The organism is Gilliamella sp. BG3 (assembly GCF_046635605.1).
GTDB lineage: Bacteria > Pseudomonadota > Gammaproteobacteria > Enterobacterales > Orbaceae > Gilliamella > Gilliamella bombi.
Map to the genome: position 1 here is coordinate 74,409 of NZ_JBIDFE010000002.1, position 13,122 is coordinate 87,530.

At 34.8% G+C, this 13,122-nt stretch carries 11 protein-coding genes and 1 pseudogene; 5 read left to right on the forward strand and 7 right to left on the reverse strand.

Annotated elements, in window-relative coordinates:
* Positions 1–230 precede the first annotated feature (230 nt).
* From ACGH6S_RS01275 to ACGH6S_RS01285, 3 genes are all read right to left on the reverse strand, one after another.
* Entirely contained in the window at positions 231–1,391 is a 1,161-nt protein-coding gene (locus ACGH6S_RS01275; protein ID WP_411578223.1) for an ABC transporter permease, read from the reverse strand.
* Complete coding sequence (locus ACGH6S_RS01280) at positions 1,388–2,500, reverse strand: HlyD family secretion protein (RefSeq protein WP_411578224.1); 1,113 nt, start codon at positions 2,498–2,500, stop codon at positions 1,388–1,390. Before ACGH6S_RS01280 ends, ACGH6S_RS01275 begins: the two co-directional genes overlap by 4 nt.
* Positions 2,501–2,574: 74 nt before the next feature.
* Positions 2,575–3,072, reverse strand: a complete 498-nt coding sequence (locus tag ACGH6S_RS01285) for a MarR family winged helix-turn-helix transcriptional regulator (protein ID WP_411578225.1) — start codon at positions 3,070–3,072, stop codon at positions 2,575–2,577.
* Positions 3,073–3,278: 206 nt separating this feature from the next.
* Here ACGH6S_RS01285 and nirB point away from each other — a divergent pair, with 206 nt between their 5' ends.
* From nirB to ACGH6S_RS01310, 5 genes and pseudogenes are all read left to right on the forward strand, one after another.
* Positions 3,279–5,801 carry a nitrite reductase large subunit NirB gene (nirB, locus tag ACGH6S_RS01290; protein WP_411578226.1) on the forward strand — a complete coding sequence of 841 codons (2,523 nt, stop codon included), beginning with the start codon at positions 3,279–3,281 and terminating at the stop codon, positions 5,799–5,801.
* Position 5,802: 1 nt separating this feature from the next.
* Positions 5,803–6,135 carry a nitrite reductase small subunit NirD gene (gene nirD / locus ACGH6S_RS01295; RefSeq protein ID WP_085164526.1) on the forward strand — a complete coding sequence of 111 codons (333 nt, stop codon included), beginning with the start codon at positions 5,803–5,805 and terminating at the stop codon, positions 6,133–6,135.
* Positions 6,136–6,162: 27 nt separating this feature from the next.
* Complete coding sequence (gene nirC / locus ACGH6S_RS01300) at positions 6,163–6,930, forward strand: nitrite transporter NirC (RefSeq protein ID WP_411578227.1); 768 nt, start codon at positions 6,163–6,165, stop codon at positions 6,928–6,930.
* Positions 6,931–7,158: 228 nt separating this feature from the next.
* Complete coding sequence (gene cysG, locus ACGH6S_RS01305; protein WP_411578228.1) at positions 7,159–8,532, forward strand: siroheme synthase CysG; 1,374 nt, start codon at positions 7,159–7,161, stop codon at positions 8,530–8,532.
* Between the two features lie 32 nt (positions 8,533–8,564).
* Positions 8,565–9,113: pseudogene (locus tag ACGH6S_RS01310) on the forward strand (IS3 family transposase); the annotation flags it as partial.
* A gap of 320 nt (positions 9,114–9,433) precedes the next feature.
* Here the strand turns inward: ACGH6S_RS01310 and ACGH6S_RS01315 are convergent.
* From ACGH6S_RS01315 to ACGH6S_RS01330, 4 genes are read right to left on the reverse strand one after another with little or no spacing between them, the layout of a single operon-like run.
* The gene (locus tag ACGH6S_RS01315; RefSeq protein ID WP_065561354.1) at positions 9,434–10,081 is read right to left on the reverse strand and encodes a hypothetical protein; all 648 of its coding nucleotides are present in this window, start codon (positions 10,079–10,081) and stop codon (positions 9,434–9,436) included.
* 5 nt (positions 10,082–10,086) lie between these two features.
* Positions 10,087–10,722: a hypothetical protein gene (locus ACGH6S_RS01320; protein WP_411578229.1), complete on the reverse strand. Its 636-nt coding sequence runs from the start codon at positions 10,720–10,722 to the stop codon at positions 10,087–10,089.
* A complete protein-coding gene (locus ACGH6S_RS01325; RefSeq protein ID WP_411578230.1) occupies positions 10,713–12,788 on the reverse strand; it encodes a hypothetical protein in 2,076 nt (691 codons plus the stop codon). The genes ACGH6S_RS01320 and ACGH6S_RS01325 overlap by 10 nt, the downstream gene beginning before the upstream one ends.
* 12 nt (positions 12,789–12,800) lie before the next feature.
* Positions 12,801–13,085, reverse strand: a complete 285-nt coding sequence (locus ACGH6S_RS01330; protein ID WP_411578231.1) for a hypothetical protein — start codon at positions 13,083–13,085, stop codon at positions 12,801–12,803.
* Between the last annotated feature and the right edge of the window lie 37 nt (positions 13,086–13,122).

Consider the following 13,122-nt stretch of genomic DNA (forward strand, 5'->3'; position numbering starts at 1 on the left):
CAAAAGCTCAAACGCTTTATTAATTTTTATACCGTATAAAGCGATTTCAGGGAAAACGTCTTATGAGTTTTTAGAGGATTATTTTAATCATGAATTGTAAATAACTCGACGTTTTCCTACAAATTAGGCTTTTTTATATACATAAATTTATCGATTATTTTTTTCGAGCGAGGTATTGTATTGTTTTTTTTATAATGCTTAAAACGCTCGAAACTAAAATTACTAATAAATTATGATGCATTAGCCGCTTTTTTTGCTCGCTCAACAAATATCATCACGACAAAAGCAATAATCGTTAAATAGATGATGAAAGCCCCATAAGTTGCTAACATATCAATCAGTGAACGCCCTCGCATGGCAAAATCGCGGAAAAATTTAAATAACCAAACTAATGGGAAAGCATGGCTGACATAGTAAGTCCAAATTGGCATTATTCCCACAGCCATTGTTGAACCGCCCATGATAAACCCGGGTGGTACTAAGAAAATCATTCGACCAGCGCCTTCTCCTGGGTTGTTAGTTTTCCAAGACAGTAACAATCCTAGCCAACCAAATGCTAATCCGGTCATAAATATGCTCGGTACAAAAGCAAAATAGTTACCGCCAAAACGCAGTTGTCCAAATATAACAAGTATGGCTGTGATAAGCGTTAATGCTGTTGTAAAAAATAGTGCATAAGGGATTGTTTTTGCTAATAAAGGTAAGAGTCCTCTTTCTATTGTTTGTTCCCACATGCCAGTTACTTTCAAGCGGCCAATAATCATTAATGAGGTTAGGCCGTAAGTCAGTGACGAGAAAAAGTAGACAAAATATATAATCGTCGATATGGTGGACGAGCTTGCTGGATTAAACATATATCGTGTTTTAAGTTGCATTGGTGATAAAGTTGCTTCAATGCCTTCTTTACCAAGTCCTAATGCTGCAACTTTACCAACACTAAGTTCAGCCCCCAATTCTGGAATATATTCATTAAGGCTTTGTAGTACTTTGGCATTTTGTGCATCGTTTGTATCATCAGCAAAATAGCCTAGGCGTACGGTTTGATCGCCTTTTTTTAAGCTTTTTTCTAGACCTTTAGGAATATATAAAACACCTAAATTACGGTCGTGTGAAACCAATGTTATTGGATTTACTGGCGATCTTATTACTTCTGTCACTTCAATATAAGGCGATGTATTGACTTTGCTAATTAATTCAGTCGAATAATGAGAACCATCAAGATCAATAACCGCAATTTTTCCTTCAAACACAGCTCCATGACTTAATACAATTGAAAAAACAAGCGAAACAATAGCAGCTAAGCCAAGCGAAACTTTATAATAAGGTATAAAATGGCCAGACAACATGGCGTCAAGCTCTTCAAGCATGGATTTAATGATGTTTTGCATCATTTTTCAACCTCAAGTGTCATTCCAGTTAATAGTTTAGGAATTGATTCTATGTAAATTCTGACTTGATAAGAGGTTAAATCAGCTTGACCTCGTTCTCGTGTCATGCGTAAATCAGCAAATGATGGCGCAGCGGTGGCAAAACGTACTTTTCCTTTTACTTCTTTGTTAAGTGCAATTACATTTGCTGTAACCGTTGTGCCTGGTTGATAGTCATTAACCATTTTTTCATTCACATAAATGTCGATATATTTACGATCGGTTTCTAATAAGACTGCTGGCGCACCGTTTGGTACCATTTCGCCATCTTCAAACATAAGTTTTAATACTTTTCCATCTTCAGATGCTCTTAATGTTAGTCGATCATAATTAAGCTGTAGTTGTTTTAATTCAGCTTCGCCTTGCGCGAGTTGTGATTGAAGCTGTGTTAATTGATTTTGGCGGTTTAACAGTTTTTGTCGTGCAATTAAGATTGATTGTATTGTCATTCCTGTTGCATTTTTTGTTTGTTCAAATTGGCTAATTTGTTCAGGCGTCGCACCAATCATTAAGGTAGAAAGTTGGCTTTCAATTTGAATAACTTGCATTTTTGCATTAATAAAAACATTGCGAGCATTATCAAGTTGTGACTGCGAGTTTCCCCCCGATTTACGTAATTGGGTTTGGCGATCAAATTCAGTATTAGCTAGGTATCGAGCCGATTTCGCTGCTTCTAAATTGGCTTGCACTTCTTCTATTTTTCGCCAAGTTGATAATTCTGAAAGGTTGGTTTCACTTTCAGTGATTTCAATATTTTTTTGTTCTTGGTTTACTGCCGCCTTTTGGCTATCAACTAAAGCTTGTAGTCGATCGATAGCTAGTTTGGTATCGATATCTTCTAATTGCATTAAAGGATCACCTTTTTTTACTATTTGTGATTCTTCTACAAATCGCTTGGTGACTTTTCCGCCGACATTTTGAAAGGCAATATTAATCTCATCGGCAGTTAATACACCAGATTTGATGCTTTTGGCAACCGAGACCGCATCATTTCTTGAACCTAAAAAGATTAAAAATGAGCCAAAGATTAGCAGGAGTAAAAAGATAACAGGAATTTTGACATTTTTTTTCATATATAGCTTATTTTCCATTTATTTAGTCAGCTAACTATTTAAGTGAAATGAAGAACTTTAATGATTAAAGTCCGTTATTTTCGTAATAATTTACGTAACATCAATATTAAAGACTCTTGTTCTTGCGAATTGAGTACTTGTGCAAAAGAGCGAATTGATTTTAGGTGATTGGGTAATGCATTTTGAATCAGCTTTTCGCCTGTATGTGTTAAAGTGATTAATCGAGAACGACCATCATCACCACTTTTTGACATCGAGATTAAAGGCTCTGGCGCTGCCAGCATTCGTTTAACCATTACTGATACTGTCGCAGGTGTTACGCCAATGCGCAAAGCAAGATCACTGGCACAGGTTTCACCTTCTGAAAACAATGACATCAATAAGGCAAACTTACCTTCAGAAACGCCGTAATCTTTATCTAATTGCGCATAGATATTAGCACGAATTAGATCGGCCGTTGTTATTAAGCTCAAAACCAGATCAACACCAGAAACATCAACGATGTCATCGTTAAATCTTTGCGCTCGAGCTAAGGTTTCACGTGAAGGCAGCTTTCTTGAATTGTAATTCAATTTTTATTACTCAATTTATTTAGTCGGCTAATTATACTGGTTTAGCTAAAATTGGCAATTATTTTAAGTGCGTTTTAGCAAGTTGATATTTAAATACTACTAAAGTAGTAATCCTTGAGGGTAGTTATATTCTATGCACAGTTTCATACAATGTTATTAAATTAAAATTTTTTAGCAATTTAATTAAATTAAAATTGGAGTTATGTATGAGTAAAACCAACCTCGTTGTTATTGGTAATGGGATGGTTGGGCATCGTTTTATTGAAGAGTTAATTGATAAAATGCAGCCCAATCAATTCAATATTACTATTTTTTGTGAAGAACCTCGTCTTGCCTATGATCGGGTACATCTTTCTTCTTATTTTTCTGGTCACACAGCAGAAGCGCTTTCTCTAGTTCGTGAAGGTTTATACGAAGAGAATAATATTAAAGTCTTACTTAATGAACGGGCTATTTTAATTAATCGTCAGCGTAAGGAGATTCATTCTCAACAAGGGCGAATTGTTGCTTATGATAAATTGATTATTGCGACAGGATCTTATCCTTGGGTACCACCGATTAAAGGTGCTAATGGTTCGGATTGTTTTGTTTATCGTACGATTGAAGATCTTGATGCTATTCAAGAATGTGCAAAGCGTTGTCAAAAAGGCGCTGTTGTGGGTGGTGGATTGCTTGGACTTGAGGCAGCTGGAGCTTTAAAAAACTTAGGTATGGAAACGCATGTGGTTGAGTTTGCTCCAGTGCTTATGGCCGAACAGTTGGATGTTCAGGGTGGAGAACAACTGCGTCGTAAAATTGAGGAGATGGGGGTAGGTGTTCACACCAGTAAAAATACTCAAGAAATTATTCATACACCTGCTGGGAAAATCATGCAATTTGCGGATGGCTCTGCACTTGAAGTCGATTTTATTGTTTTTTCAACTGGCATTAGAGCAAATGATAAATTAGCTCAAGAATGCGAGTTAGAAATCGGTCCTCGTGGGGGAATTGTTATTAATGATTATTGCCAAACTTCGGATCCTGATATTTATGCTATTGGTGAATGTGCTTGTTGGCAAAACAAGGTTTTTGGTTTAGTTGCACCGGGCTACAAAATGGCTCAGATAGCCTTAGCGCATTTAATGGGACAAACAGATAAATTTGAAGGCGCCGATATGAGCGCTAAGCTAAAGCTGATGGGAGTCGATGTCGGTAGCATTGGCGATGCTAAAGCAAAAACAATAGGGTGTCATAGTTATGTTTATTTAGATGAAACAACGCCAGTTTATAAAAAATTGGTTGTTTCGAATGATAATAAAAAACTCTTGGGTGCGGTATTGGTTGGCGATACGTCAGATTATAGTAATTTATTGCAATTAATGCTTAATGATATGGATCTACCTGAACATCCAGATACGCTGATACTGCCTGCACATGCAGGAGCAAAACCAGCTATGGGTGTTGATGCGCTTCCCGATTCAGCACAGATTTGCTCTTGTTTTGATGTGACTAAAGAAAAAATTGTTAATGCCATTAATGCTGGTTGTCATACGGTTGCAGCAATAAAAGCTGAAACTAAAGCTGGGACTGGGTGTGGAGGCTGCATTCCACTTGTTACACAAATTCTTAATTTAGAGTTAGCTAAACAAGGCATTGAGGTCAGCCATGCATTATGCGGACATTTTAAATACTCTCGTCAGGAGTTATATCATCTTATCCGTGTTGAGGGCCTAACGTCTTTTGAGCAAGTGATTAAAAAACATGGTAAAGGTTATGGCTGTGAAATTTGTAAACCTACCGTCGGATCTTTATTAGCTTCATGTTGGAATGATTATATTCTTAAAGATAATTTGATTCCTCTACAAGATAGTAATGATATTTTCTTAGGTAATATTCAAAAAAATGGTACTTATTCGATAATTCCGCGTAGTGCTGGTGGTGAAATTACTCCAGAAGGATTAATTGCTGTTGGTCAAATAGCTAAAAAATATCAGCTCTATTCTAAAATTACTGGTTCACAGCGCATTGGCTTATTTGGAGCACAAAAAGACGATCTTCCAGCTATTTGGAAGGAGCTTATTGAGGCTGGTTTTGAGAGTGGTCATGCTTATGCCAAAGCATTAAGAATGGCAAAAACCTGTGTAGGTAGTACTTGGTGTCGATTCGGTGTCGGAGATAGTGTTGGTTTGGGCGTTGAGCTAGAAAACCGTTATAAAGGCATTCGTGCACCACATAAATTTAAACTAGGCGTATCAGGTTGTACGCGTGAATGTGCCGAAGCTCAAGGTAAAGATATTGGTGTTATTGCTACTGAAAAGGGATGGAATCTTTATGTGTGTGGTAATGGTGGTATGAAGCCTCGTCATGCTGATTTACTTGCTGCTGATCTCGATAAAAATACACTAATTCGATATATTGATCGTTTCCTTATGTTTTATATTCGTACCGCAGATAAATTACAACGGACGTCAGTCTGGCTTGAAAATTTAGATGGCGGTATTGATTATTTACGTAGTGTTATTATTGACGATAAATTAGGCATAAATGCTGAGTTAGAAAGTGAAATGACACGCTTACGTAAATTAATGGTATGTGAATGGAAGGAAGCTGTTGAAAATACAGAAGGTCAAATTCGATTTTCTCATTTTATTAATAGTAACAAACGTGATGAGAATGTCCAAATCGTACCTGAGCGTGATCAGCATCGCCCAGCAACAGCAGAAGAACGTAAAGTAATGTTAGGGGAATAATATGAGTCAATGGATAACTATTTGTAAACTTGATGAGATTTTACCTGGCACAGGAGTTTGTGCACTTGTTGGTAATGATCATGTGGCTATTTTTCGCCCTTATAATAATGCTGAGCTTTATGCGATTAGTAATATTGATCCATTTGCTAAGGCAAGTGTTTTATCCCGAGGCATTATAGCAGAACATGAAAATGAGTTATGGGTGGCAAGTCCGCTTAAAAAGCAACGCTTTCGTTTAAAAGATGGTTATTGTTTGGAAGATGAACAATATTCAATCCCTCATTATGAAGTAGATGTTAATGACGATGGGATCGTACAAGTAAAGTCGCGCTAAATGTATTTTTAAAAGGATAAATTAATTATGTATACAGAGACAATTAATAAATGTGCAGCAAATGCTGCGCGTATTGTTCGTTTGGCAAAAACGAACCCATTTGGTTTTTGGCTAAGTTCTGCTATGGCTGGGGCTTATGTAGGAATAGGTATTATTTTGATTTTTACTTTAGGAAACCTTGTTGAACCATCAATAAGACCTTTACTTATGGGAGCAACGTTTGGTATTGCTTTAACATTGGTTGTAATTGCTGGCTCTGAATTATTTACAGGGCATACCATGTTTTTAACCCTAGGAGTAAAATGCAAAAAAATTACTCATACCCAAATGTGGACAGTATTGCCACAAACATGGTTAGGAAATTTATTAGGTTCAATTTTTGTTGCTGCATTGTATTTTTATGCTTCAACACCTCTATTATCAACGGATACTAGTTTGGTTCATGCAGCGGCTTTAGCAAAAACATCTGCTTCAGCTTCGGCATTATTTTTTAGAGGTATTTTATGTAACTGGTTAGTTTGTTTAGCGATTTGGATGGCTAATCGAGTTGAAGGTTCGGCAAAGTTTATCGCTATTTGGTGGTGTTTGTTAGCATTTATTGCTTGTGGTTATGAACACTCCGTTGCGAACATGACACTTTTTTCACTTTCGTGGTTTGGTCATCATAGCGATGCTTACACATTAGCTGGAATTGGTCATAATCTATTATGGGTTTCATTAGGAAATCTTGTTTCTGGTGCATTATTTATGGGACTGGGATACTGGTATTCAACCCCCAAAGAAGATCGAGCTTAATAGCTGTTTAATTTAGTAAGTGTGGTTAAAATAACCAATATAAGGGGGAAAGCATGGTAAGCAATCCCCCAAAGACGTTAAATTAATTAGGATTATATTTGGTTTTAATCATAATTAGTGATAAAAAAATAACGAAGCAATTAACAATAGGATAATTAATAAATTTCTATTATTAGAGGTTAGTTGTTAATAAATTTTTAAACAGATAATGTTTTATTTTGAGGTGTTATGGATTATTTCCCCTTATTTTGTAAGCTAGAAAACCGTGATTGCTTATTAGTCGGTGGCGGTGAAGTTGCTGAACGTAAAGCTCGATTATTACTTGAAGCTGGTGCCCGCTTAACTGTCAATGCGCATGAATTTAACGAGCAATTCATATGCTGGAATGAACAAAAACAACTAGTTTTAGTTCAAGGGGAGTTTAATGCTGAATTACTGGATGATAAATGGTTAGTTATTGCGGCAACAGACTGTCAGGAAACTAATCAAAGGGTGAGTGTTGAGACGGAAAAAAGGCGTATTTTTTGTAATGTAGTCGATTCTCCAAGAGATGCGAGTTTTATTATGCCCTCAATTATTGATCGTTCCCCTATTATGGTTGCTGTCTCTTCAGAAGGGCATGCTCCTGTTTTGGCTAGATTATTGCGTGAAAAACTAGAGTCCATTTTACCCCAACATTTGGGCAAATTAGCTAAATATGCTGGTTATTTACGTAATAAAGTTAAAACAACCTATCAAACAGTGACGGAACGTCGTCGGTTTTGGGAAAGGTTATTTTCTCATGATAGGTTAGCTCAAGCGATTGCTAATAGCGATTCAGATCATGTTGAAAAACTCACTAATGAGTTATTTGATACTTCACTTGATTCCCGTGGTGAGGTTGTGTTAGTTGGTGCTGGTCCAGGTGATGCGGGCTTGTTGACTTTAAAGGGATTACAGCAAATCCAACAAGCAGATATTATTGTCTATGATAGATTAGTATCGGATGAAATTATGAATCTAACCCGTCGCGATGCTCAACGTATTTTTGTTGGTAAGCGAGCAGGATTTCATTGTGTACCTCAAGAACAAATAAATCAGATTCTTTTACAACAAGCTAAAAAAGGTAAGCGTGTTGTACGTTTAAAAGGTGGAGATCCTTTTATTTTTGGTCGAGGTGGTGAAGAGCTCGAAACATTATTTAACGCCGATATTCCATTTTCTGTAGTACCAGGAATTACAGCAGCTTCAGGTTGTTCTGCATATAGTGGGATCCCATTAACGCATCGGGATTATGCTCATAGCGTACGTTTAATTACTGGTCATTTGAAAGATGGTAGTCACCTTGACTGGAAGAGTTTAGCCGCTGAAAAGCAAACATTAGTTTTTTATATGGGATTATCTCAAGCCAGTAACATCGAAAAACAATTAATTAAATACGGTATGAATGCAAATACGCCAATTGTAATTGTTGAAGAAGGCACAACAACGAAACAAAAAGTAATATCGGGCCAGTTATGTGATTTAGCACAATTATCTTTGCAAGCCTGTAGTCCTAGTTTAATTATTATTGGGCCTGTTGTTGCATTACGAGAAAAGCTAAATTGGTTTTCTGAGTGTTAGTGGGTGCTAAAGGTTTGATCTGTTAATATTTTAATGGAGTAGATAGGCAATTTAACCCTGATAAGCCGAATACGACATGGGTAATCGATATTACTTATATCAAAACGGGTGAAGGTTGGTTATATTTGTCGGTGATTATCGATTTATATGGACGAAAAGTGATTGCTAGGCAAACCAGTCGCTACATAGACCGTCATTTAGTGTGTAATACATTAAAACAAGCCTTATTTCGGCGTCACTTTCCTAAAAATGTACTCATTCATAGTGACCAAGGAAGCCAATATTGCAGTGCTGATTTCAAGCAATTATTGTTACAATATGAGCTAAGGCAAAGCATGAGTCGAAGAGGAAACTGCTTTGATAATGCGGTTGTTGAGAGTTTTTTTCATACACTCAAAACCCATATTATTCATGACTGTTACTACAAAACGAGGAAGCAGGCTAATAAAGCACTATTTGAATATATTGAAATCTATTATAATCGGATACGCCGTCATTCAGCCAATGGCTGGGTATCACCTGAACAATATGAACAACAATATTACCAAAACGAAAAAATGATAGAGGCGGGCACTGTCTAATATTTTGGCGAGGATCACAATCTCCAAACTGTGGTGGTGCGAAGGTGCTAGTATAAATCACCTTTCTACTTTCTTCACTCCACCGTGTTTAAAATTGCACTTCATGTTTGAATTCAGGAATAAATGAAATTAATGATATGTCCGAGTTAAGAGGAAACTGAGTGGATCCTTCTTAATGTTACTTGTATCATTGAAGATTATAATAACTATAAGAAGGCTTTGTTAGTGATAATTGATTTCTTAAAAGAAGATTTAAAAAATCCAACTTTTATTGAGTATTCATTTTTTATTAATTTTTAAATAAAAATATTAAGTTATTTTTATTCTTCATCTTTAGTTTTTAAAGTAATTAATTTTGTTTTATTAATTCCCGTTTCATAACTATTGTTACTATTATAATAAGTTGCTCTGGCACTGTGTAATATCTGACTATTCAGTGAAATTTTTTTATAGTATTGCTCAAAACGTTGATCATAAGCCCAATCAGGGATATTAGTATAATGATAGTTATAATCTATCCATTTACCTGTGTCGACCTGAAAACCTCCTCTTATCATTTCTATATTGTAAGTGTCGTTCACTTTATCAATGATGATATCGCCAAAGCAAAAAGCACCTTTATTACCAACAAAATATTTTTTACCTTCATTAGTTAATTGATATCTTAATCCTTCAATTTTGGTGGGGGATCTAGGCAGGGTGGTTATATCTGTATTGGCATCATAAAATTGGGCTGTGATGTTTTTGATTTTTAAGAATTTGAGATCGACAAATAGGTCGAGTATTTCAGTTTGTTTATCGAAAAACACATCGTTAGGAAAGATGTTTTGGTTATTTGGCAGGAAATAACATAATGCACGATTATCTTCTCTACTTAAAGTTTCTTGTAGCGATTGCTTATAATCTACATTATTGCAACCAAATAGTAGTAAGCTGAAAGTAGTTATCAGTGGATATTTTAGATTCATGATAATTAATCCCAATAGTTTTTAACAATTAAGCCAATACCACGGCTATAGAGCTTTTTTGTTTGTTCATCATAATAAAACCTTACGGTATCGGTTTTTAATTCATTTTGGGGCATTAATTTGGGGGGTAATTTATCAATAACATATTGATATTCAATTTCAATATAATTGCTATATGGCGTTATTTTGGTTACCGACTTGACAATCACTTTGCCAAAACAAAATCCTGACGAACTCAAGTTAGGCCATTTTCTGTAGTATTTTTTGCCTTCTTCGGTAAGGTTATAGATATAAACGATGCGATTTTTATCCATTCCGCTAATTTCAATTTGTTCTGTTAGCAAGCCTGCTTCTGTTAACGTTTGTAATAGGATCAATGTGTCAGAGTCGTATCGTCTGTCAAATATGTAATAAGGCGCAGTCATTACTATTGATATGCATTTTATTGGTTCGCCATTACCGTTTATGGTGTCAAATCGTTGTTGGATTTCGTTTTGCCATTGTTGTTCAGTTAAATTAAAAACCTCGGGCAGTTTTTTGAGTTCGGATTGGCTTTGTTGTGGCGGAGCATCACACGCATTTAGAGTGAGTCCGATTATTGTTACAGCTATTGTGCTGAGAAGATATTTTATTAATTCCATAAGGTTTTTCCCTCTTTTATTGGGTATTGGTTTTCCCTGAAGGAAAATAACTCATGGTAACTATTTAATTCAGTTTGCGTAGGATATCTTTCAAAGAGTGTGGTTATCGGTAGTGGAAAGCAAAATTCTTTATCTAAATAAATAAATTTATTGGCAGATAATGCCGAGTCTTTTATTGATAATTTGCTGCAAGGATAAGTCGAGCTGATATCGGCCTTTTCAAAAACCTTAATGCGATTAAGCCAATCAAATTCCATTGGCTTAAAATCGTTATAATCGTCGTAATAATCGTTTTTAAACACAATGATGTGGTCTTTGGCAAATTTTATATATTCGATAATTTGACTGGTTCTGTTTTGATCGCTTTCTGCTATGTGATATCGATAGCCGAATTTTAAACTTTGGTTTTCAAAATCAAATTCAGGGTCGATTAACCATTCAAATTTTTGATAGTCTTTGTATTCTTTATAATCTTCTATTCTTGAAGAAATTTTTGTTTTTAAATTTTCGATGTTGGTTTTGTCATCAAATAACTTTTTGACTTCAAGTAAGTCAATAAATCCGAGTTTATAAACATTTATACATAATCGGTTTTGATTGTCATAAGCTGGCGCAACAAACCTGTCACAATGTTCTGTGTTAGATGGGTTATATTTTTCACTATATATATATCCTTCAGGTATACTTAGTTCTGCGATACCTTCAATTTTAGTTGTGTTGGGACCTGTAAGATAAATATCACCTTTTTCGAATGTAAATGGATTGGTATTTTTGTTGGATTGAATTTGTGTAAAATAGCGGCTGATTTCGGGAACTTTATCTTTTGGTATTTCAATCGCTTTACTTTCTTGCTCTTTATGTCGATAACTGTTGTCGTTATCGGTTTTTACTGATTGAATATAACGATCTAAAAGACATTCTCGCTCTAAGTCTGTTGGCCAAACTATTTTATTTTCCTTATTTTTTAATACTTTAAAATTACGGTTGCAAAAGTTGTATTGTGCCTGACCGACGATATCTTCATAAAATAAAATATTACCATTTATATCCAAAATTTTTAATAACTCTTTTTCATCCTCACTTTGATTTTTGGGTGCGGCTTTTTGGGCATAATAAAGTTTTTCCTTACCAACATCTTTAACTGTATAATAATCATATTCACCAAGTGTTTTACCTTTGATATCAATAAGGTGATATTTTTTAGAATTATAATTATTTTTTACCCAACTTACTTTACCGTATAAAGGAGAAATGCTATCAAACTGATTTTCATAATGCATTTTCCCATCATAATCATAAATTTGATAAACATGATAACCATCTTGATAATTGCCTAGCCAAAAATAACCTGCTGAAAGGTTTTGTGGGATGCACTCAAAATTAGTCGTCCACGCTTTGGAACCAACATCGGTTTCTTTGCCTGTTTTGCTATTAACTAGATATTGGCTGTTATTTTTTTTACATAGCTGCATTATTGTATCGGATGTGATTATTTTGCATTGTGGTTTGGTTTGGGATTGCGTTTTTTGTGTCAGTGTTGTTTTAGGGAGTTTTTTAAAAAATTTACCTTGTAGATTTAAATAGCCTTCATCATATTCTGGGGTAGTTACTTCGGCATAACCGTTAATAAAGGGGCCGATTTCGAGATAATAACGCCCTTTGGGTGTAATTAAATTACCATCGGTATCAATGACAACTGATAAATGTGTATCTTGGTAATAATAGGCTATTCGTTCGGCGCCCAAATAAGTTAAGTTATTTTTGATTTTAAACTTTAATATGTCGCCTTTTTTTTCAAAAGCAAATTTAAAATTATCTATCTTTTTTATATTGCTGTAGAGGAGGTTATTGCTACTGTTGGTTAACTGCACAATCCAATAATGATCTTGGTATTTTATTGAGTCAATTTCTTGGCTGTTATCGATAATAACTGTGCCGTCACGATCAAAAAGTAGATTGTTATAAGTTATATAGCGACTAGCATCATCAGAGAATGCTAAGATTGGGAATAAAATTAAGCTTAAATTTGTTAGATATCGGGCAGATTTTATTATTTTGTTATTCATAATAATTGATTGTTATAAAAATAGGATTGTTTTGCGATTAAATATAAGTCGGTTAAATAGATCCAAATGTTGATTAAGTTGATTATTTACCCAAACTTTTGTTATAGATTGTTTAGAATAGGTTAATTGTTTAGTTTGATAAGGAAATAAGATATTTCTTAAATAAAAACAGATTTGATTATCTTTACTTGGAATCTTTTGAAGATAATATGTCTTTATATTTTCCAATAATGTATTATCAATAGATTTTAGATTTGAATCTTCACAGCCTAATAAAAAAGCAAATGCCTTTTTCATTCTTCATTATTGGTCAATTTATTGCAAAATCGATGTT

Bases quoted from the DNA above. Each gene is read 5' to 3' on its own strand.
- ACGH6S_RS01280 (WP_411578224.1), bottom strand. From the start codon at position 2,500: ATGAAAAAAAATGTCAAAATTCCTGTTATCTTTTTACTCCTGCTAATC.
- ACGH6S_RS01315 (WP_065561354.1), bottom strand. From the start codon at position 10,081: ATGAATCTAAAATATCCACTGATAACTACTTTCAGCTTACTACTATTT.
- ACGH6S_RS01275 (WP_411578223.1), bottom strand. From the start codon at position 1,391: ATGATGCAAAACATCATTAAATCCATGCTTGAAGAGCTTGACGCCATG.
- ACGH6S_RS01320 (WP_411578229.1), bottom strand. From the start codon at position 10,722: ATGGAATTAATAAAATATCTTCTCAGCACAATAGCTGTAACAATAATC.
- nirC (WP_411578227.1), top strand. From the start codon at position 6,163: ATGTATACAGAGACAATTAATAAATGTGCAGCAAATGCTGCGCGTATT.
- nirD (WP_085164526.1), top strand. From the start codon at position 5,803: ATGAGTCAATGGATAACTATTTGTAAACTTGATGAGATTTTACCTGGC.
- nirB (WP_411578226.1), top strand. From the start codon at position 3,279: ATGAGTAAAACCAACCTCGTTGTTATTGGTAATGGGATGGTTGGGCAT.
- cysG (WP_411578228.1), top strand. From the start codon at position 7,159: ATGGATTATTTCCCCTTATTTTGTAAGCTAGAAAACCGTGATTGCTTA.
- ACGH6S_RS01325 (WP_411578230.1), bottom strand. From the start codon at position 12,788: ATGAATAACAAAATAATAAAATCTGCCCGATATCTAACAAATTTAAGC.
- ACGH6S_RS01330 (WP_411578231.1), bottom strand. From the start codon at position 13,085: ATGAAAAAGGCATTTGCTTTTTTATTAGGCTGTGAAGATTCAAATCTA.